The organism is Rhizobium sp. WSM1328 (genome assembly GCF_057653715.1).
In genome coordinates this window covers 353,208-373,564 of the sequence record NZ_JBYGKO010000003.1, presented here as the reverse complement: position 1 = coordinate 373,564, position 20,357 = coordinate 353,208, and the positions used below count along the sequence as shown (strand labels likewise).

22 protein-coding genes and 3 pseudogenes are annotated in these 20,357 nt (G+C 59.1%); 7 read left to right on the top strand and 18 right to left on the bottom strand.

All coding sequences use genetic code 11. The features are described from left to right. Positions 1–107: 107 nt before the first annotated feature. Together AC2444_RS29395 and AC2444_RS29390 are read right to left on the bottom strand one after the other, a co-directional pair. Complete coding sequence (locus AC2444_RS29395) at positions 108–503, bottom strand: VOC family protein (RefSeq protein WP_012760610.1); 396 nt, start codon at positions 501–503, stop codon at positions 108–110. A gap of 72 nt (positions 504–575) precedes the next feature. Then, the gene (locus AC2444_RS29390; RefSeq protein WP_012760611.1) at positions 576–1,001 is read right to left on the bottom strand and encodes a hypothetical protein; all 426 of its coding nucleotides are present in this window, start codon (positions 999–1,001) and stop codon (positions 576–578) included. Positions 1,002–1,122: 121 nt separating this feature from the next. Here AC2444_RS29390 and AC2444_RS29385 point away from each other — a divergent pair, with 121 nt between their 5' ends. Continuing rightward, positions 1,123–1,722 carry a TetR/AcrR family transcriptional regulator gene (locus AC2444_RS29385; RefSeq protein ID WP_017997569.1) on the top strand — a complete coding sequence of 200 codons (600 nt, stop codon included), beginning with the start codon at positions 1,123–1,125 and terminating at the stop codon, positions 1,720–1,722. Between the two features lie 114 nt (positions 1,723–1,836). Here AC2444_RS29385 and AC2444_RS29380 read toward each other — a convergent pair whose 3' ends face one another. From AC2444_RS29380 to rapA2, 6 genes and pseudogenes are all read right to left on the bottom strand, one after another. Then, entirely contained in the window at positions 1,837–2,859 is a 1,023-nt protein-coding gene (locus AC2444_RS29380; protein WP_017997570.1) for a sensor histidine kinase, read from the bottom strand. Further along, positions 2,859–3,563: a response regulator transcription factor gene (locus tag AC2444_RS29375; RefSeq protein WP_003555207.1), complete on the bottom strand. Its 705-nt coding sequence runs from the start codon at positions 3,561–3,563 to the stop codon at positions 2,859–2,861. Before AC2444_RS29375 ends, AC2444_RS29380 begins: the two co-directional genes overlap by 1 nt. 47 nt (positions 3,564–3,610) lie before the next feature. After that, positions 3,611–5,107 (bottom strand): DUF4153 domain-containing protein, encoded by a 1,497-nt coding sequence (locus tag AC2444_RS29370; RefSeq protein WP_128449394.1) that lies wholly within the window; start codon positions 5,105–5,107, stop codon positions 3,611–3,613. Positions 5,108–5,376: 269 nt separating this feature from the next. Beyond that, positions 5,377–5,585 (bottom strand): annotated as a pseudogene (locus AC2444_RS29365) (helix-turn-helix transcriptional regulator); the annotation flags it as partial. A gap of 107 nt (positions 5,586–5,692) precedes the next feature. After that, positions 5,693–5,881, bottom strand: coding sequence for a hypothetical protein (locus AC2444_RS29360; protein ID WP_003555203.1), 189 nt, complete (start codon positions 5,879–5,881; stop codon positions 5,693–5,695). A 196-nt stretch (positions 5,882–6,077) separates the two neighbouring features. Further along, a complete protein-coding gene (gene rapA2 / locus AC2444_RS29355) occupies positions 6,078–6,791 on the bottom strand; it encodes a calcium-binding lectin RapA2 (protein WP_003555201.1) in 714 nt (237 codons plus the stop codon). Positions 6,792–7,244: 453 nt separating this feature from the next. Here rapA2 and AC2444_RS29350 point away from each other — a divergent pair, with 453 nt between their 5' ends. From AC2444_RS29350 to AC2444_RS29335, 4 genes are all read left to right on the top strand, one after another. Beyond that, the gene (locus AC2444_RS29350) at positions 7,245–7,397 is read left to right on the top strand and encodes a hypothetical protein (RefSeq protein ID WP_164902321.1); all 153 of its coding nucleotides are present in this window, start codon (positions 7,245–7,247) and stop codon (positions 7,395–7,397) included. A 38-nt stretch (positions 7,398–7,435) separates the two neighbouring features. Continuing rightward, complete coding sequence (rpsU, locus tag AC2444_RS29345; protein ID WP_012760619.1) at positions 7,436–7,672, top strand: 30S ribosomal protein S21; 237 nt, start codon at positions 7,436–7,438, stop codon at positions 7,670–7,672. 60 nt (positions 7,673–7,732) lie between these two features. Continuing rightward, positions 7,733–7,927, top strand: a complete 195-nt coding sequence (locus AC2444_RS29340; protein ID WP_003555197.1) for a hypothetical protein — start codon at positions 7,733–7,735, stop codon at positions 7,925–7,927. A 107-nt stretch (positions 7,928–8,034) separates the two neighbouring features. Then, positions 8,035–8,514: a pyridoxamine 5'-phosphate oxidase family protein gene (locus AC2444_RS29335; protein WP_003555195.1), complete on the top strand. Its 480-nt coding sequence runs from the start codon at positions 8,035–8,037 to the stop codon at positions 8,512–8,514. A 220-nt stretch (positions 8,515–8,734) separates the two neighbouring features. Here AC2444_RS29335 and AC2444_RS29330 read toward each other — a convergent pair. After that, positions 8,735–9,603: pseudogene (locus AC2444_RS29330) on the bottom strand (nucleotidyl transferase AbiEii/AbiGii toxin family protein). Further along, entirely contained in the window at positions 9,596–10,213 is a 618-nt protein-coding gene (locus AC2444_RS29325) for a type IV toxin-antitoxin system AbiEi family antitoxin domain-containing protein (RefSeq protein ID WP_012760622.1), read from the bottom strand. Before AC2444_RS29325 ends, AC2444_RS29330 begins: the two are co-directional and overlap by 8 nt. Positions 10,214–10,423: 210 nt before the next feature. On the opposite strand from AC2444_RS29325, the pseudogene AC2444_RS29320 reads away from it, so the two are divergent. Continuing rightward, positions 10,424–10,591, top strand: a pseudogene (locus AC2444_RS29320) (pyridoxamine 5'-phosphate oxidase family protein); the annotation flags it as partial. Positions 10,592–10,633: 42 nt separating this feature from the next. Here AC2444_RS29320 and AC2444_RS29315 read toward each other — a convergent pair. Then, complete coding sequence (locus AC2444_RS29315; RefSeq protein ID WP_003555190.1) at positions 10,634–11,545, bottom strand: LysR family transcriptional regulator; 912 nt, start codon at positions 11,543–11,545, stop codon at positions 10,634–10,636. Between the two features lie 99 nt (positions 11,546–11,644). Here AC2444_RS29315 and AC2444_RS29310 point away from each other — a divergent pair, with 99 nt between their 5' ends. Next, positions 11,645–12,520, top strand: coding sequence for an aldo/keto reductase family oxidoreductase (locus AC2444_RS29310; RefSeq protein ID WP_128449395.1), 876 nt, complete (start codon positions 11,645–11,647; stop codon positions 12,518–12,520). 34 nt (positions 12,521–12,554) lie between these two features. Here the strand turns inward: AC2444_RS29310 and AC2444_RS29305 are convergent, their stop codons facing one another. The 7 genes from AC2444_RS29305 to ppk2 all read right to left on the bottom strand — a co-directional run bounded on the left by AC2444_RS29305 (position 12,555) and on the right by ppk2 (position 20,343). After that, positions 12,555–14,660, bottom strand: a complete 2,106-nt coding sequence (locus tag AC2444_RS29305; RefSeq protein WP_487762923.1) for a peptidase domain-containing ABC transporter — start codon at positions 14,658–14,660, stop codon at positions 12,555–12,557. Between the two features lie 63 nt (positions 14,661–14,723). Next, on the bottom strand, positions 14,724–15,887 hold the full coding sequence (locus AC2444_RS29300) for a beta-barrel domain-containing protein (protein ID WP_012760625.1): 1,164 nt from the start codon (positions 15,885–15,887) through the stop codon (positions 14,724–14,726). A 134-nt stretch (positions 15,888–16,021) separates the two neighbouring features. After that, positions 16,022–16,264, bottom strand: a complete 243-nt coding sequence (locus AC2444_RS29295; RefSeq protein ID WP_128449396.1) for a hypothetical protein — start codon at positions 16,262–16,264, stop codon at positions 16,022–16,024. 208 nt (positions 16,265–16,472) lie between these two features. Then, positions 16,473–16,664 (bottom strand): hypothetical protein, encoded by a 192-nt coding sequence (locus AC2444_RS29290; RefSeq protein WP_003555180.1) that lies wholly within the window; start codon positions 16,662–16,664, stop codon positions 16,473–16,475. Beyond that, on the bottom strand, positions 16,661–17,329 hold the full coding sequence (locus tag AC2444_RS29285; protein ID WP_245461249.1) for a hypothetical protein: 669 nt from the start codon (positions 17,327–17,329) through the stop codon (positions 16,661–16,663). Before AC2444_RS29285 ends, AC2444_RS29290 begins: the two co-directional genes overlap by 4 nt. Positions 17,330–17,392: 63 nt before the next feature. Further along, positions 17,393–19,282 (bottom strand): alpha/beta hydrolase family protein, encoded by a 1,890-nt coding sequence (locus AC2444_RS29280; RefSeq protein WP_128449397.1) that lies wholly within the window; start codon positions 19,280–19,282, stop codon positions 17,393–17,395. 146 nt (positions 19,283–19,428) lie between these two features. Further along, a complete protein-coding gene (gene ppk2, locus AC2444_RS29275; protein WP_012760628.1) occupies positions 19,429–20,343 on the bottom strand; it encodes a polyphosphate kinase 2 in 915 nt (304 codons plus the stop codon). Positions 20,344–20,357 lie beyond the last annotated feature (14 nt).

Genomic DNA, 20,357 nt, shown 5'->3' with positions numbered 1-20,357 from the left:
GATGTTCTGATTGTGACACAGATGCAGACACTTCGCGGCTATCGGGGCCTTATCGTCTCACGCTCGCGCGCAGTCCGAAAACCGCTCCCGTTTTTCGGCATCGTGCTCTAATTTAGGCAATCTAGCATCCACTGGACGCCAAAGCGATCCGTGAGCTTGCCATAATAGCTTCCCCATGGCTGGACGGCGAGTGGTGTCGTGATCTTGCCGCCCTCGGCCAGCCGTGCAAAGAGGCTGGCGGTACTGTCGCGGTCTTCCATGATCAGCATGTGGGCGGAGCCTCGCATCGGCTCGGCGTCATGATTGTCCGAAGCGAAGAAAAGAACGTCGGGTCCTTCGAAGCGGGCATGCATCACCTTCCCGCGCATGGCTTCGGGGGCAGCGGACATTCCGTCTGCACCGTGCCGCTTCAATTGCGTGACTTGGCCAAGCCCGCATTCGGTGTAGAAAGCAAGCGCTTGCTCGCAGCCGTTGGCGAAGAACAAGTAGTTGGCAAGCTGCATGGCTTCACTCCCGTACCGTTCCGGACCATGACGCCTCAGTGTCCCGGCCCGGCGCTTTTGCGCATTCCACAGTCATTGCGTCGCGCCACCTTGGATAGCGGCGACAAGATCGGCATTGCTATAGCTGCGGCTGGCGATGCCCCACGCCCCCTCGGGCGCGTAGATGATGTTCGACCATATGTGTTCTCGCCTGAGCCGGCCCTCGGCGGCTTGTTCGACGACGTCGGCTGCTTTTTCGAAGAAGGCCTGCCTGGTCTCTGCACTTACCAGCGCAATCTCAGGCAGCTTGAGTTCGATGAAAGCCGCAGCGATCGGCTTTCCCGCAGCAAGCACATGCTCGCGCGGCAGCACGTTGATGGTGCCGATGACATTGGCCGTCATGAAAGTGTTGCCGGTCAAGCCCGCGGCATCAAGCAACGCGTCTGTCAATCCGGCAAAAGCCTGCGCCTGGCCCTCCAGCGAGAGCAGGCCTTCAGGTACGGTGAGCGTGATGGGCATCGGATTGTCTCCCTGTTTGAACCATGACCGTTTTTGATATATACCGATCGCTCTTTATTCATACACATCGATCACTCTCTTAGCAAGACATAAAGAGTGCTCGCTCTTAAAAAGGACGGACATGCGCTACAGTGCCGAGCATAAGCAGGAGACCCGAACGCGGGTCATTGCCGCGGCTGGACGGGTTTTCAGACAGGAAGGCTATGGCGGTGCGGGCATCGATGCATTGACCAAGGCGGCAGGCGTGACCAACGGCGCCTTCTACGGACATTTCAAGTCCAAGGGGGAAGCCTTTCGAACCGCCGTGCTAACCGGCCTAGAAGAGCTGCGGCAAGGAATTGCGGGGTTAAAGGCCAGTCAACCGAAAGACTGGCTGGCGACATTCGTCGGCTACTATCTCGGCTATAAAAGAACCTGCGATCTGGGTGAGAGCTGCGCTCTGCCGAGCCTTTCCCCCGACGTGGTGCGCGCAGACGATGAAACACGAAGCGCCTATACGGTGGAACTCAAACGTCTCATCGAGGAAATTGCGGCCGGCTTGCCGGAGGGTGAGGTATCGGGTCAACCTCAAACGCGCCGGGAAGACCAGGCGATCTTGCTGCTCGCCATGCTCAGTGGCGGTGTGACCCTCGCCCGCGCTGCTTCCGACCCGGCGCTGTCCAAACGCATTGCAGACGTCATCGCGAAGGCTGCGCTGACGGCGATAGACCCTGGAAACTGATCCCTCCCTCAGGGCAGCGCGGGCTTGAAATCCGTGGAGGGGGTCTCGAAGACAAATCGCGGCTCGGCGTCGAGAAGCGCAGTCAGTTCCGCCGCACATCGCTTCGGCGCGACCTCAGCCAGATAAAATTTGCAAAGGTATGGTGATTTCGAACTCGGTACCGGCGCCGGTCGCTCGCAGCAGGCGGATCGTGCCACCATGGGAGCTCAGCATGGCGCCGACGATACTGAGGCCCATACCGGTGCCACCCTGTTCGCGGCGCGTTGAGTAAAACGGCTGAAAGATGCGTTGGCGATTTACCTCGGAGATACCGCTGCCGTCGTCACGGACAAGAATGACGGCAGCTCGGGCGTCGGTCGATACTCTGATTTCCAACAGCGTGGCGCCGTGCTGAAGAGCGTTGTCGGCAAGATTGGCAAAGACGATGCCGGCTGCCTCCTGGGGAAGAGCAACCGATATTTCCGTATCACCTGAGCCGGAAACACGGAGGGCGGGAAACCGTCCGCGCAGTGAGGATAAAATGTCGGTGACGCTGCTTTTGCCTTCGGCCACGGGCGTTTCCGCCTGGGCAAGCTCCCTTAGCCGCTGCAACAACGCGTCGAGCCGGACGGCATCGGCGACGATGTTGTCGAGAAAGTGCAAACGCTGCACCTTCGTCATCGGCTTTTCGGCATCATCGTCACGCAGAAGCTCCGCCGCGCCGCGGATCGCCGTCAGCGGCGATTTCAGTTCATGGGAGACATGGGCGGCAAAGGAACGCACGTATTCGGTGCGATCGACCAGTTTTCCGGCAAGATCAAGGAAGCTTTGCGACAGCACAGCGATCTCGCGCGTTCCATAGCTTTCCAGCGGCCGGATTGCTCCCTTGCCGCCGCGGGCGATCTCTTCCGTTCGGGCGATCAAAGCGTCGATAGGCCCTGTGATGGTGCGCGTCAGCACATAAGCAACGCCGAGCGTCAGCATGAAGACGACGGCGAGGGCGCCGATTTCCGCCGGCGCCATCCGGTTCGAACTCGCTTCCACGGCGCGAAACCAGATGACGATCAGGATTGGCAGCGCCATGACCGCGAGAAGCACGACGTAGACAATCAGCGCCAGTGTCGGCCGCCATTTCGTCCTGACTTTCGGTGCCGACATCAGGCCTTCCTCCCGATTTCACGGCCGAGTTTGAAGCCGATGCCGTGAACGGTTGCGATAATCCCCTGGCCGCCGGCCACCAGGAACTTGGCCCGGATGTTGCGGATATGGCTGTCAATCGTCCGGTCAGCAACATAGGTACCGGCGCCATAGGCCGCTTCCATCAGTTGTTCGCGGCTGAAGACCATATCGGGGCGTGACAACAATGCGTCCAGGATTGCGAATTCAAGCGCGGTCATTGCGATGGTGTTCTCGCCAAACATGACCGTCCTGCCGCGGCGATCCAGGCTGAGCTCACCGGCGACAAGGGTGGCGTGGCGTCTGTCAGGCTCTGCCCCATTGCTGCTGCGCTTCAAAATCGCCTTGACCCTAGCCACGAGTTCGCGCGGGCTGAACGGTTTGGTGACATAATCGTCTCCACCTATTTCGAGACCCAGTATCCTGTCGATCTCCTCGTCACGCGCCGAAAGAAACAGGATCGGCAATCCCGACGTCTTGCGGATCTGGCGGCAGACTTCCAGACCGTCCATCTCGGGCATGCCGATATCGAGGATGATGAGATCGATGTTGCCACGGCGGAAGGCCGCCATCGCCTCGGTGCCGTTGCGGGCTGCCATCCAGGCCAGGCCAGCCCGCTCAAGGGCGAAGCAGATCACGTCGCGGATGTGAGGTTCGTCATCGACGACGAGAATGCGGGGCGCCATCACCGGTCCTGCGTTGATATGTCGTGCCTGTTGTTATCGTTCTCGCACTATCTTGCAATGGCGGCAGGAGACAGAAGATAGGCCTCCAGCCGCGAAGAACGAAAACTCCAGCTCCGCCAGTCGCGGGGGCGATGCTCGAATTTCCAGACGAGCGAGCCCCGGATAAGCTGTGCTTCGCTGATCTTGTCGGTTCTGTATTCCGGTAGCGCGCGAATATGGAGATCAAGGGCCGGAATGGCGGAAGGGCCGAGCGTGGAGAGATAATAGATATCGAGCGGCGGGCCATCGTGGCTGATCTCCTGGCTGTGGGCGACATTGAAGCGGGCGATGACATCAGGGAGATCAATGAAGGCGCTGATATAGAGCACGGCAATCAGGGAAGCGAGGTTGGCGGCGATCAGCCACTCGTTGGATCGGTTGAGCAGAATGCGCAGCAGGATCAAGACAAGGCCGATAGCGACGAGGCCCATCCAGAGACCGGCGGCAACGCGCAGTTCCGTCAGCGAATAGGCCTCGACGTAAAGTCCAAGCCGCAGCATCGAGGACAGGCAGAGAAGGACGTTCTGGCCGATCCAGGCGTGGACGAGGCCGCGGATCAGCGAACTTTGATCGCCGGGGCCGCCGCGACGCATGGCGAGGAGAACAAAACCGGCGGCCAGAAGCGCCGTCGCAATCAGCGGATAGGCGCCGCGATGAGCATATTCGGCATGGCTCATGTGATCGGGCAGGTTTGCGCCGCCCCAGAGATAGACGAGATCGAGAAGTGTCTGCACGGCAAAGAGGGCGTTGAAGAGGAACAGCGACCGCAGCAGGGAGGCCTGGCCGAACGGTGCATTCCTGGTCGGCACGATGACGAACGCCCTGCCGGCTTGCGACCTCGCAGTGCGACGCTTCAGGCGCGGCCGCAATAGCGCCCAGATCACAGCGGCGATCATCATCCAGAAGCCAATCCGCCACAGGTCGAGAAACTGCAACAGAACGGCAAAACGGATACTGCGCAACGCGATCTCGATAAGCGGGTTCGCCGCTGCAAAGAGGAACACGAAGACTGCGGCGAGAGCGAGCGGCATGATCCAGAGGCCGACGCCCTGCCAAACGACGGTGAAGGAGAAACGTTTGGCCGGCGCCTTGAGATATTTCCTAAAATCGTCGGCAAGCCGCAAGGGAATGATGAGAGTGAAACGGAGAAACACCAGCGGCAGACCGGTCAGATTGCGAGGCATAAGCCTGGCGCCGACGAGAGCAACCGCTATCAGCGCGCTGAGGCAAAGGGCGATGCCGGTTAGTGAAGGGGCTTCCAGTAGAGGTGCCGATGCCAGAACCGAAAAACCAAACAGGAGAGCAGCGATTGACGGCGCGCGGATCTTCCCGGCCAAAAGTAGAATGCCGGCGCAGACGGCGAGCGCAAACAGGAAAAGGTTTATGCCGGGCATCTCACCGAAGATCAGAAAATCAGCCAGCGCCACCAGCGCAAACAGGCCGACAATCCGGCTAGTGCCACGCCTGATGGGCATTGCTTCCGTCAGCGTGTTGGTTGTGTCCATTGGTGCTCCTCTCGTAGATGCCGCTTTTCGATGACGATGAGCATGTCTACCGGGCTGGCGTTAGAGGCGGCTTCTCGCGGCCAGCCTGCCTCCGTCAGCCACCATCCGTCATTGCGGAGGCGATCTGGCAAAGCGGGCGGTGTGACGCCGGGCGGGATGTGGTTCTTGCTCATGGCGGAAGAATGCCGCGCCGAATTGCAGATTTTGTGCAGAGAGTAAGCAGCATTTCAGGAAAATCGCTCGGCCCCATCAGGGTATGCAGTGGCCCTATCAACCACATCCCGGATGGAAACCGCTATCGATGCAAGCGGCGTGATCCCGACCAGATAAGGCGGCAGACCCGATGGCCGTAAGATCGGCAATGCCCCGTCTAACCGCGTGTCCTCGCCATCGGCGATCAGCAAAGCCTGGCCAATGGCATCGGCCAGCCGGGTGGACGGCTGTCGCAGATATGGGCCGCAGGCGACGGTCTCTCCGACGGCCAGGGAAAATGCCGTGGCAGGATGAAGAGCGTCACCCGATCAGGCGGTGTCTTGCACCACCGTCTCGTTCACGTGCGAAGATATCGAAGAAATGGAGAAGGCCTTATCTGAACCTTGGCGCGCGCTTGGCATTGTGAAGCAATTCGGAGGCGGTCGCGAACGGCCCGAAGAGTTTGAGCAGCAGCGCTTGTTCCTCGGCATCTATGCGGTGACGAGCGCAGAACTCCGTCACCGACCAGACTTTGGTCAGATCGTCTGTTTCGACTTGCCTGGGTTCGATGTGTTCGGTCAACGGCGTGTCCTCCGAACATCGAGACTACGCCACGCCGGCGTTTATAAGAACTAGCTAAAAAGAGCTATGCCGCTCTGCAGACTTTCAACCGAACATGATTAAACCCCGCCTTCACCGCGCGCAGAACAAGCGGATATACGAAGACGCCCGCCGATTGCGCGGCGGGCGGTGTGTCTCACTGATTTATTGCAACTGATCAGGCAAGATGCGCGTCGGTGCCCGTGATGTTGAGCGTCAGAATGCCAGCGTCCGTGTGGCCTTCGCCATCGGAGATCTTGTAGTACTGGACAGTTTCCGTGACGTTCTGGCCGGCAGCCAGGTCTTCCGTCAGCGTATAGGTGAATTCGCCATTCGGCTTGACGTGGAAGATGCCATGGTCGCCGACGATGTCGGTAACAGCGTCGAGGCCGCTTTTGGCGCTGACGTTCGTGCCGTCGAACTGACGGAGGAAGAGCTTGCCGTTGTCGCCGGCAATGTCGTTGTCCAGAACGTTGCCGCCGATGGCGCTACCTTCGTTGAAGCTGTAGTGGTCGTCGACAGCAATCGGCTTTACCTGGGTTACGCCCTGGATGTTCAGGGTGAAGAGGCCGACATCGGTATGACCGCTGCCGTCGGAAATCTTGTAGGAAACCTTCTCCTGGTACGATTCGCCGTTGGCAAAGCCAATCTTGGCAGCGTCGCTGAGGACATAGGTGTAGCTGCCATCTGGCTTAACGAAGAAGGTGCCGTAGTCGCCCTGGATCTCGGTGACCTGGCTGTTGCCGGCCTTGGCGCCAACGCTCGCGCCATCGAAGGCGCGCAGGAAGAGATGGCCGTTGTCGGATGAATCGTTGGAAAGCAGATTTCCGGAAATAACGTCGGTTTCTTTAAATGTTGCACTATCATCAGTTGCATGAATTGGCGAAGCCATTGCACTCTCCTCAAATTGTTTATTGGCGGGTCAATTTCGACCTCAGCGAGCGGCTCCTTTAACAACCTATTAATACTACAAGTCAATGGCCTATTTAACAGAAGGTTAATTTCGACGCCGAACTCCCCGTTGCTTCCATTCCGGCGAAATAATGTCACATTCAAGCCAAATTGAAGAAAATTCGGTAGAAACTATACCCGGTTAACTTGAATAAAATGGCGCAGAGTATATCTGAAGGCGATTGGCGATGCCCGCGCCGTGCCATCCGGGCTATGCGTTGCAATTGTGCTCGCCGAGCCCTATGTTGCTGACGTACCCGATCCAAGCGGAGATCTCAGCCGTTGCCGGCTGGTGACTGAGGCGCTTATGCATCGGCGCGCGCCCTAAGGCTGCGTGATGGGCAATCCCACAAACAATCGATAACGCCGGCCAAGGTTGGCAAAGGATTTCTTTTTGAACAACACACATACAGCCACCGTGGTTGCGGCGGCGAATCCGCGTGAGGATGACGAGGCTGTCCGCAGTGCTCCCAGGAACTGGAAGCCGTTTCCCTGCCTTCTCACCCGCCGCGAATTGCAGGCACTGATCGCCGAGCAGCTCGGCTGAGCGGCGATCAGAGCACCATCCAACAAGGAGAATTCGAAATGCAGGTCCTCGTCAGAGACAATAATGTCGATCAAGCGCTCAGGGTCTTGAAAAAGAAAATGCAGCGCGAAGGTCTGTTCCGTGAAATGAAGGAAAGGCGCGCCTATGAAAAGCCGTCCGAACGGCGCGTCAGGGAAAAGGCGCAGGCGATCAGCCGGCAGCGCAAGGCTACGCGCAAGAAGATGCAGCGTGAAGGCCTGCTGCCCGGCCCGAAGCGGACGGCCGCTGCCCGGTAACGGCCTCATCCCACCGGCCTTCCCGGGCTTTGGTGGTTACATTACCTGAAAGGATAGACAATGGACGAACTCAATAGCCTCACCGTTTCGGAAGAACGCATCGAGGATTGCCGCGATGTCGTGGAGCCGGATTTGCAGGATTTGATCCAACGCACCCTGACATCAGGCTTTTCCCTGGAGGAAATCCTCATCGCCGTCAGCGAACTGGTGGCCGAAGACTTTGCGATGGTCATGAAAACACCGAGCGTCCATTGATCGACTGTGTGTCTCGACCGCCTCGGGAATGAGCTCATTAGGCCCGCCACCGGGAACATAGACCTCGGCAGATGGTTACCTCGTCTCTTGCTCAGATGGAGATGATGATGGCTAACAACGACGAGGCGACACGGGTATGGGAATTGATCGACAAGATCGGGTTTTGCATGCTGACGACCCGCAGCGGCGACGATCTGCGAGCCCGCCCGATGTCCGCCTACACCGCGCAGCTCGAGAATGCGATCTATTTTCTGACGGATGTCAGTAGTCACAAGGACGATGAGATCGCCCGCTGGCCAAACGTGTGCCTGGCCTTTGCCGACACCAAGGGACAGAAATATGTTTCCGTATCGGGGACGGCCGAGGTGCAGAACGACCGGGCGAAGATCAGGGAATTATGGGCGACGCCGGCAAAGGCGTGGTGGGACAATCCCGACGATCCTTCCATCCGCATCCTCAAGATGACCCCGTCTTCGGCCGAATATTGGGACAGCCCAGGCACGATCATCAGCTATATCAAGATGGCCGCCGCCGCGGTCTCGAACAGCAAACCTGACATGGGCGACAATGCCGAGGTCAAGCTCTAACGCATAGAAGCGCTCAACGACGTTCCCTCGGCCGAAAAATATCAAGCCTGATTGGCTGTTAACAGGCACCCTGGTGGGCTCATCCACGGCATGACCATGCTTGCGATCGATGGGCTCTCGGTGCCCGAGAAACTTCCCGTGATGCAGGTTCAGTCGAGCGAGAACTCAGCGCGAGTCCAAAAGCATGAAGTTGGTGTGAGAGAGCTTGCTAGCAAACCGATCATTGGTCCAGCCTCGCAGCTGCAACCGCGTGCGGCATCAGGAATGCGGCAATCTCCGCGATGACGTCTGTCAGATCGCCAGGATTGTGTGCAACGCCTTCAATGAAAGCGCGCCATTGCCGCTGCTTTTGCTGGTCCTTGCCAAAGGCGTCCGTTAGGGCGTCAGGTAGGTTGGTGGGGATCGATGTCTCGCGGCGCTTAAACGTAGCGGCGATTGCACGCGCCAGCCGATCATCGCTGAAGTCGAAAGACCTGCTGAGGATCCAAACGTCGTAGAAATCCTTCATGCGGCTGTTTACTCGCCCCAGCATCACCATGGCCTGAAACTTCTCGGCAATGACCGTTTCCCGCGCATAGGCCCGGAGCCGCGGCATCGGAAAATCGAGCATGGAAGGATAATCCAGGATCTCCACTCCCGGCTCAAGCGCATCGCCAAACCCGATGTCGATCGTCAGGTTGATCCGGGCTCCACTGATCGTAGCGATCACCCGCAGCCTGAGCCCACCATAGTCCAGTGCCTCGCGAATGCGATCCACATGCAGCGTATCGGGATCGAACGTGACGCCATCGTCGGCCTCTTGCGCCAGAATTTCAAAAATGTCTCAAGCATCGGGTCCGGACTCGGATCACCGAAACCCAAAAGATCGAGGTCGCGCGTGCCTCGGTGCGGGTCGTCGAACCAACTCATTATCAACATCGCCCCTTTTAGAACGAAGCGATTGGCGTGGGGCGACTGACCGAGCCGGAACAATAACCGTTCAAGAGCGAAACGCGTCAGGACCAGATCAAAGCTTTGCCCGCTTGCCTTGGCGAGGTGCAACAGGCGGGCTCGCACCGAGGCGCCGACGTTTCTGATTTCCTTAGCCATTGGCGGTCAGCGCCTCGAGGTACGGCCGGATCACGGATCCGACGCCACCGCGTTCGGCCTGGTTGGCGATTTCGCCAGGACTAGTCCTTCGTTGCCGCAGTGCCTCCTGCAGCCCCTCCATCGCTATCGAAAGGCCGATCTTGTTGCGATAGCGAAAGCAATCGGCGATTGTCTTGGCTATTCCAAAGACCTTCACGGGAACGCCTTCGATGACATGGGTTTCGACGCTTTCGTTGAGAAGGCTTTCTGTGAAACGTACGATGCGCATAGCGGGGCCGTCCGGTTTCGGGGCCCAGTCCTTACGGCCTATGGCAAGCCAGATTTGTCTCGGAAGCTGATCCGTCAGGCCGTGGAATGCCAAGGCCGAAACGAGGCAGATAACGGCTTTCGGCGCGCGTTTGGCAACCTCTGCCATACTGTGGTTGACATCAAGCTCCGCATCAGGAAGTTGGTAGAGACCGCGGGCAAGCCGCAGCACCTCGCCATCCCGTTCCATTCGGCTCATGGTGGCCCCTGTCACACCTGCATTACGCAGTTCCCTCAAACGTGCTATTCCGCGCTCCGTTAGCACGGTCCGGGCGATTTGGCGTTGAGTGTCGGAACTGGGCATTGATATAAAAGCTCGGAGAATGGGATCTGTTGTCCTAGGATTTGTATCACGATCCCTAAAGGCGAGAAAGCCATCGCTTCGTGAATACTTTCACCGTGAATAGTTGTCTCGATTGGATGAGAACTGCAAACCCAGTGGTTGGCGAGAGCAGGGGTGTAGCCTCGCCGAGACGGACACCTAGCCAAGTGACGTGAAAGCAATCGTGGCCATTGGTGGGACAATCCCGACGATCCTTCCATCCGCATCCTCAAGATGACCCCGTCTTCGGCCGAATATTGGGACAGTCCAGGCACGATCATCAGCTATATCAAGATGGCCGCCGCCGCGGCCTCGAACAGCAAACCTGACATGGGCGACAATGCCGAGATCAAGCTCTAACGCATAGAAGCGCTCAACGACGTTCCCTCTGGCCGAAAAATATCAAGTCTGATTGGCTGATGCCTTGACGAAGTCGATGAATGCCCGAAGCGGTGCCGGCACCAGCCGACGTCCGGGATAATAGAGGAACGGCCCGGAAAATCGCTGCCACCAAGGTTCGAGGATGGGCTCGAGCGCACCTCTGTCGAAATGCGGACGCAGCCAGTCCTCGAAGAGGCAGACGATCCCTGTTCCTGCTATCGCTGCATCGACGGCCAGGTCGGTCGCGCCGCCGACCCGCACGATCAGCGGTCCCGTTGGATCGACCCGCACGATCTCGCCATCGCGCTCGAACTCCCAGGGCGCCGTCATCGCACCGCTGTCGAAACGGCCCAATATGCAGGCGTGAGCGAGCAGTTCGCTCGGGTGTTGCAGACGGCCACGGCGATCCAGGTAGTCGGGGGAGGCTGCGATGGCAAAGCGCTGGATGCGTGGGCCGATCGGTATGGCGATCATATCCTGCTCCAGCCGCTCGTCATAGCGGATGCCGGCATCGCAGCCTGCCGCGATGACATCGACAAAGCTCTCGTCGGTCACCACCTCCAGCCGAATATCGGGATAGGCGGCGAGGAACGGTGGGACGATGGCGGGCAGTACCAGCCGCGCCGCGCTGACCGGCACATTGAGGCGCAAGGCACCCGCCGGCCTGTCGCGAAATCCATTGACGACGTCGAGGGCAGCTTCCACCTCGCTCAAAGCAGGGCCGAGCCGCGCCAGCAAGCCCTTGCCCGCTTCGGTCGGCACGACGCTGCGCGTCGTGCGGTTGAGCAGCCTGACACCGAGCTGGCCCTCCAGGCGGCGCACCGCTTCACTGAGGAAAGAGGCGCTGCTGCCGCTGACGCGCGCGCCCTCGCGGAAACCACCGGCACGCGCCACCGCAACGAAAGCATTGAGATCGCCCAGATCTGTCTTCACTGTTCGCCACTCCGCACAGCCCGTGCAGATTATAGCCAATTTTCATACGCCCCGACAATGTTTATCTTGGGGGTGTCATCTATTGAAAGGAGTACACTCATGTCCACTATCGATCAGTCCGGCACGTTCAACCTCGGCGGCCGCAGCGTGAAGCGGCTCGGCTATGGCGCCATGCAGCTTGCCGGGCCCGGCGTGTTCGGACCACCCAAAGATCATGGTGCGGCCTTGGCCGTCTTGCGAGAAGCGGTCGCGAGCGGGGTAAACCACATCGACACCAGCGACTTCTACGGCCCGCACGTCACCAACCAGATCATCCGCGAAGCACTGCACCCCTATCGCGACGATCTCGTCATCGTCACCAAGATCGGCGCCCGGCGCGGCGCGGATGGATCGTGGATTCCGGCCTTCTCGCGCGAAGAGCTGACGGAGGCAGTGCACGACAACCTCCGCAATCTCGGCCTCGATGTGCTTGATATCGTCAACCTCAGGATCATGTTCGACGTGCACGGTCCGGCCGAAGGGTCGATCGAAGCGCCGCTAACGGTGCTCGCCGATCTGCAGCGGCAGGGCCTGGTGCGTCACGTCGGGCTGAGCAACGTCACATCCAAGCAGATTACCGAAGGGCGTGGGATCACCGAGATTGTCTGCGTGCAGAACCACTACAATCTGGCGCATCGGGCCGACGATGCCCTGATCGACGATCTGGCGTACCACGGCATTGCCTATGTACCATTCTTTCCGCTCGGCGGCTTCAGCCCGCTGCAGTCTTCCACTCTGTCTGATGTCGCCGCAGGGCTCAATGCCACGCCGATGCAGGTGGCGCTCGCCTGGCTGCTGCATCGGGCGAAAAACATCCTGCTGATCCCCGGCACTTCGTCCGTCGGCCATCTCAGAGAAAACCTCGCCGCCGCCGGGCTCGTGCTGCCGGATGGGGCTCTCAAGCAGTTGGACGGCGTTGCTGGCAGCGCCGCCTGAGGCACTCCGAAAGCGCAGGCGCGACGTCACGCTCTTAACGCGTGCTCAGGCTTTCGCCCAGTTGCAGGCTGATGACTTCCGTTGGTGGAGCGAGAGGTCGCAGGCCCTCGCCGTCCATGTAAAGAACCCTGTCGGCGGCAGCGATAGTTTCCTGCCGGTGAGCGACGACGATGCGAGTAATTCCGAGTGAGCGTATGGAATGATTGACGCGCGCCTCGTTGGCGGCGTCCATGTGAGACGTGCCTTCATCCAGGAAAAGCATTTTCGGCTTTCGATAAAGCGCGCGCGCCAGCAGCACGCGCTGCTTCTGGCCGCCGGAGAGGCTCGATCCCATGTCGCCGACGAGGGTTTCATATTGCATCGGCATTTTCATGATCTCGTCGTGGATTGCCGAAGCGCGTGCGGCATCGGCGATGGCTGCGGGATCGGCCTGCTCGGCAAACAGCGTGATATTGTCCGCTATCGACCCGGCGAAGAGATTGTCGTCCTGCAGGACGGCTGCGATCTGATCCCGAAAGCTCTTGTGACCGAACTGCTGGAGGGGGAGACCGTCAACGGCCACCTCGCCGGATTGAGGCAACAGCAGCCCGAGCATCACCTTCAGGAGCGTCGATTTACCCATGCCTGACGGCCCGGTGATGGCCACATGTTCGCCGGCTTCGACGGAAAGGTCGATCTCCTGGAGAACGAAGGGGTCGGTTGGGGAATAGCGGTAGGAAACGCTTTTGAGCTCCATGCGTCCTTTTAATTCCGTGACGGCCATGGAACCGGCGGCAAAGCTTCTGTCATCCTCCTCCAGGGCGATATCGGCCAAGCGTTCCAGATGCAGCCGCAACATCAAGAACGCCATGCCCTGATCGACGAGATTGCCGGCCTTGTCGAGGAACTGACCTTTATAGGCGAGGTAGGCGAAAACCATGCCGACGCTGAAGCCGCCATTCATGATGAAGCCGATTGCCAGATAGATGGTGACGACATTCTCCAGGCCGAACAACAAGGCATTGCCGGTCGTTTGCCAGATGCCTATGCGCGAGGAGCGGATGTTGGCGTTGACGGCATCCGTCAACAACGTCTGCCACATGGCATGCCGCATCGTTTCACTATTGTAGAGACGAAAGGTCTGGATGCCGCGTATCGTTTCGATAAGGGCTGTCTGCTCCTTGCCGTGGGCGATGATACTGCCTTCCTGCGCGCGGCGTTCGAACGAGAAGGATATCAGGCGAACGACGAAATAGAGAAAGAAGGCGGTCAAGGCGATCACTGCGAGCTTGGCACTGTAGAAGAACATGATTGCCAGAGTCGTCAGCGCAAGCAGTCCATCCACCAGCGTTCCCGCAACGCCTTCCGTCAGCATCTTCTGTATCGGCGTCACCGACTGGAAGCGGGACAGGATGTCGCCGACCTCCCGCTTCTGGAACCAGTCGAGCGGCAGCCGGAACAGTTTCCTGGCGATATTCGAGGCGATGCCGAAACCTAACGCGGAGCCCGCCGCCAGGATCACGAAGGAGCGAAGGAAACTCGCGCTGGTATTGAAGGCGGTGAAGAGCCCGAAACCAAGCGCAAGCACCGCAAGCAGATCGTGGTCGAGCGCCGGCAGCGCGTTGTCTATGCCGACCTGCAGGTAGTAGGGCAGGGCAAGCACGTAGATCTGGAGCACGACGCTGAGGACGATGACCTGAAGGAACGAGCTTCCGAGCCCGTTGATCCGCGTCCAGAGCTGCGACCAGCGCAACACCGTACGCTCCGTTTTCTTCTCGAATGCTTCGTTTGGCCTCAACTCCAGCGCAACGCCGGTAAAGTGGTCCGATACCTCAGACATTTGAAGCCATTCACTGCGACCAGCCGGATCGTGGATCAGCGCCTTGTCACCCGAAACCCGCTCAATGACGACATAATGGTTCATGTTCCAGTGGAGGATCGCCGGCAATGCGAGATTGGGCAGCTCTTCCAGCGGCAGCTTGACGGCGCGAGGCAGGAGGCCGACCTGGTCTGCGATCTTGATCAGGCTCGACAGCGGGGCTCCCCGAAATGACGGGGTGAAACGTCGGCGCATCGTCGCCAGATCAACGTCGTGCCCGTAAAAGCTCGCCATCATTGCCAGACAGGCCAGACCGCATTCGCTGACCTCATTCTGACGAATGAGACGAATTCGTGAATTTGAAAAGAACCCGGCCTGAAGTGCTTTGGAAGACAATCGCAGGTCCTATCGTCGTTGAAGGGCGAACAACGGCTCGAACAGCCATTCCAGTAGAGATTGGCGCGCGGTCGCAATCCGGGCGGACAAGGTCATGCCGGGAAACAGCGCCTGCTGCTTTCCGAAGGCCGTGATGCTCTGTCGCTCAAGGTCGACCGTCACGAGATAGTTCAGGTTGGTGCTCGCGCCGCTGCCACGGTTGATCGGGCTTTTCGACAGGCTCTTGACGCGACCTGCGATCGTCCCGAAGCTCTGGTAAGGGAAGGTATCGATCGCCAGCCGTACCTCCTGCCCGACCTCGACAAAACCGACGGCGGCGTTGGGCACGTCCAGTTGCGCATGCAATGTTGCATTCAGCGGCACGACGCTCATGAGCGCCTGCTGCGTGTTCAGCGGCTCGCCGATCTTGGCCGTGAGGGCAGAAACCGTACCGCCGATCGGCGATCTGATCACATAGGCACGGGACTGTTCATTGGTGGCGAGGCCGCGATTGATATCCTCACGCTGCGACTGGAGTGCTGCGACCTTCTCGTTTGAGCGCGCCTTGACCTGATCGAGCATTCGTTCGGCATCGGAGAGATCCGACCGCCGTTCCGTCAACGTGCTTTCCAGCACCGCCATTTGCTGGCGCCGCTCGGTGAGCGAATCTTCTCTCAAAGTCACGTCTCGTCGTGGAACGATACCCTTGTCGACCAGGCCGCGAATGCGCTCGACATCTTTCTCGATCGAGGTGATCAGTTCCTTTTGCAAGGCGATCTGGCTTTGAAGCTTGTCGATCTGCGTCTGGTAGCCGGATATCTGGGCGCTAAATTGCGCCGTTTGGGCAATTTCATCATTTTTGACTTCCGCCAGCTGCTCGCTGATGCTCGCATTCTGCCGGTCGAGCATTTCGGCGACTTTTTCGGAGGCTGATTCACCGCTGACCAGGTAGTCCTCGGAGCGCACGGCCACCAGTTCCTGGCCTTCTTCGACTTGATCGCCGTCTGCGACCATCATCTTCATGATGACGCCCGGGCGCGAGGGCATGACGACCGCCACGCCCTTGTCCGGCTGGATAATGCCGGTTGCGGTGACAATGCGGGAATAGCTTGCGATGGAAAGAAAGATCAGAACGACGATGAGGATGCCGGCCATCAGATAGCCGGTGACGTGCCACCCCATTGGTACCGCCATCGACACCGTTCCCGTTAAACGCTGGGACTGCCGTTCGAGGGCTTCTCGGCGAAACAGGCTCATTGAGATCAGATATGGTCGTTAGGGGAAGGAAGGGTGCCCCGCCATTCCGGCGGAGCCCCATGTTTTAAAGCTTAGGCAAAGGCTCTCGCCAGTCTGTAGACACCGTAGACGCCAAGGGCAGCGCCACCGACCGCAAGCGCTCCGACGCCGAAGGCGGAAATGCCCACGCCCGCGCCGATCGCCGCGGCGTACCCGAGAGCGCCACCACCTGCGAGTGCGGCTGCCCCGTCGATTGCGCCCCGAACACCGGAGCTGACGCCACCGCCGGATACGTGTTCCATCTCGGCGCTGGAAAGTTCTTTGATACCCCGCACTTAACTCACCATTTGCTTGTTTCGGGAAGGTAGTCGAAAACACTACGTGCACGGGAAAATTAGGTAGCATCAAGAAAGCGTCAACCTGCAGACGATGACTTTTGAAGACCGGGACAGGATTAAATATAGGATTCAATCATAACGGCCGGGAGATTTACGCCTCCCGGCCGTTGAAAACGTCACAGGCCTTTCAAGCCAGACGATAACATCAGGATGATTTCTTGACGAAAAGCTCGTAGGCGACAAAGGTCGCGACCATTGCCAGGAAAACCCCGATCGCCAGCGGATAATTGGCAGCGGCATTCGGGTCGGTCAGCTTGGGAATGCCGATGACGGCGCCTGCCGCCAAGACCGCCGATAACGCAACTTCCTGCACGATCAATTTTGAGAAGGCTGTCATGATTGACCTCCTGTCGCCTCGGTCTTCTCCACCCAAAGCGGAGCCCAGTCCTTCTGCTTCACCACGCTGCCGATCAGGAAGCATAGCGGCTCGCCGATAAGGCGCACCACCTTGCCGCCAAGCGAGCCCTTCGGACGGCGCCCGGCCTGGTAGGCAATCTCCAGAGCCCGCGCTCTGGCGAGAGGATACATGATTTTTTCCGCGAGCGGGCTTCGGCGCATCAGGTGGACATAGGGGATCGCCCAATATTGATATCCACGAACCGTCGTTTGCGACAGAGACTGATACGTGAATTCCAGATCCGCCCGCCAAAGATCGCGGTCAAGCATGCCGCGTCGGAAGAAATGCGTGCAGATGACACGACCGCTGCTATTGCCGCCGCCGGAGAGGCCGCCATTATATATGCTGCCCGACGCCCCTGCTGCGAACCCTGCAGTGCCGGCAATCCCGGCTTTGCCCAGACTTCCGGTGGTCGCAAAAGTGCCGCCGGCTGCGTATGTTCCGCCTATCAGCCCACGATCGACATGGCCGATCCATGAGCCGGCACCGTTCACGGCGTCGATTTCAAAATCTTCAAGGGGATGGATGTAATATCCGCTGGTATCTGCATTAACACTCTGAACGTCAACCATAGGTGCCTCCGAGGTAAAGCCAAAACCCGCCATATCCGGCGCGCCAAGGGGAGGTTAGAGCAATCAGGGAGAGTATCAAGGCTTTGTTCTCGCCGTTTATACTCGGCGAGCGAGCATATTTCGCGCGCCATTGCCGAAACGCCCCTGAATCCAGTGCTTTGACAAGAAGGCCAGCGGATCGATTTTTTTTGCCTTGCCGCCGAGTTTGCGGCTGAGAAATAGCTCGATTTCGCGGGCGCGCACCAGTTTGGTTTGCCAGCCGGCATAGCCATGGCCCTCCCGATCGAAGTATAGCGCCGTGACATCGCGACCCGTCTCGCGCAACGCCTTCTCGAAGGCTTTCGTCTGTTGGCAACCGACGACCGGATCTTCCATTCCGGCGGTGAGCAGAAACGATCCGCGCAATTTCTTTGCATTGTGAAGCGGCGAGAATTCCTGCATCTGCGTGAGATCGCCGGGATCATCAGGATTGCCGAAGTAGCGGATGACCTGGCCGAGGAACAACCCCCAGCCGACCGGGTTGTTCTGCATCTGGTAGGGCAGATCCAGGATTGCGTAGTCGATGATTGCCGCGGAAAAGAGCTTGTCGTCGGCCATTGCCAGCGCGGCCATGAAACCTCCGTAGCTTTCGCCGGCGACCGCAAGCTTGCCTTCAGCCGCGATGCCTTGGGCGAGCAGCCATCGCCCGGCATCGGCGATATCGTCCTGCATCTTTCGCCCAAACTGCCGATAGCCCAGAGATTGGTACCTCTTCCCGAAGCCGGTCGAGCCGCGATAGTTGACTGACAAGGTCGCGTATCCGCGGCTTGCGAGAAAGCTCTTCTCGATGTTGTAACCCCAGCTGTCGTGGCGCGCCGGGCCGCCGTGAGCCATTACGACGGTCGGCACAGGATGAGGTGAGCCAGCCGGAAGCGTCAACAATGCTGGTATCTCCTCACCATCTCCGGCCGTGAAGTAGACAGGCTTCGTAACTGCCGAAAATGCCGACTTGCGCTTTTCCGCCGACGCGGAAAGCAGCGTCTTGCTCTTATCCGCCAAGTTTAACAGATAGTGCTGGTAGGGTCGTTCATCATAGGAGATCGCGACCGTGAGCAGCGCACCAGCCTCGGAAGAACCTGAGATTTCGACGTCGGCATGCCCGTTGCGATCCAGAACCAGCTCAGTGAAGATCGTTCCTCTTTCCGAAAGGGCGATATATCGTGGATAGCCGTCGCGAATGACGGCGACGTCAGCCGGTTCGGTGGGCGTGAAGCGCAGCGCGTCTGAAACATCGACATCGCCGTCCTCGACCAGCACGGTTTCTCTACCGGTAACCGGGTCCAGCGAAACTAACGCGATCTTGTCCCGCTGACGGTTGGAAAGCGCCTCGAAGGCATTGCCTGACCTGTCCGTACGCCAGATGACCAGCGTGTCATCCGGCTCGAGTGCCGCCATCTCTCGCCACGGCTTGTCGGCGTTAATTCGGTGAAGGTATCGCCTCATTCCCGAGGCAGTCAGCTCGACGCGAATGCATGGAACCTGCGCCTCATTCAACAACCAGCTTTCGGTCGAGCCGTTGTTTTGTTCCAAGAGCCGCTTGTCGCGTCCGTCCGCACTGGTTGCATAGAGATCGGCGACAGCGGGGCTGCGATCGTAGGAAACCAGGAATTGGTTGTCTGCGGCGTGTCGAGGGTCGACGATCACCTGCCACGTTTGGAAATCTCGTGGAGTAACGTCGGTGCGTGTCCCGGGTCGCCTGGGATCTACTTCCCACAGACGGTCTTTCTCGGTGAGAACCAAAAGGTCAGCGTATTGCCGCCAGCCAAAGTGGGAAAGGGCACCTTTGAACGTGGCGATGATGTTGAGTTCTCCGCCGGAAAATTCTCCGACGAAGACGGCGCGAGCGCCGCGTTTGGAGCCCCACCATGCGATGAGGGCGCCGTCGAAACTTGGTTCGTATCCCCACGTGGCACGTCTATCGGCGTAAAATCGGCTACTGGAAAGCAAGCATTTCCCTCACTCGTCCACTCTGAGGCACGGTCGACGGAACCTCACTCTTGAAGCGGAACCTAGTGTCGGGCGGGGAATGGTCCAGAGGCAGCACGCCGCGAGAGCCGCCCCCTGAAGATCAGGGCGCGGCGAATGCCATGCTTTCAATAGCGCTCCGGCACGAGCATTTCAGGCGGAACCGGCGCCCTGTTGTAATCGGCGTGACGGATGCGGTCCGGCAACTGGATCTCGGGTTTTGGAACATCCTCGTAAGGGATCTGCTCGAGAAGATGGGCGATGCAGTTCAAACGCGCCCGTTTCTTGTCTACCGCCTGCACCACCCACCAAGGTGCATCCTCCGTGTGTGTCCGCGCCAGCATCTCTTCCTTGGCTTTGGTGTATTCCTCCCAATGGACCCGGCTTTCCATATCCATCGGTGAGAGCTTCCATTGCTTCAGCGGATCGTGAATACGCATCTTGAAGCGGAATTCCTGCTCCTCGTCGGTGATCGAAAACCAGTATTTGATCAACACGATACCAGAACGGACCAGCATTCGCTCGAATTCAGGCACCGAGCGGAAGAACTCCTCGAGTTCTTCGTCGGTGCAGAAACCCATCACGCGCTCGACACCGGCGCGATTGTACCAGCTTCGGTCGAAGAGGACCATTTCGCCACCGGTCGGAAGATGCGGGACATAACGCTGAAAATACCATTGATGGCGTTCCCGCTCTGTAGGAGCGGGCAGCGCGACCGTCCGGCAGACGCGCGGATTGAGCCGCTGGGTCACGCGCTTTATCGCGCCTCCCTTTCCGGCCGAATCCCGGCCTTCGAAAAGCACAACCACCTTCAGCTTCTTGTGCTGAACCCAATCCTGCAGCCGCACCAGTTCGTGCTGCAGACGGAAAAGTTCCCGGAAGTAGATCTTTCGCTCGAGCGTCTGCTCTGCCGGTTCCGACATTCCTTCGGCGACCAGATCGTCGAGCCGGTCTTCCTCCATCTGCATTTCCAGCTCTTCATCGAAGCTGTCGGCGATTTCGGCCTTTATACGGCTGAGTTGGTCCTGAGGTGTCTGAGACATGGGCTTTCCCTTCC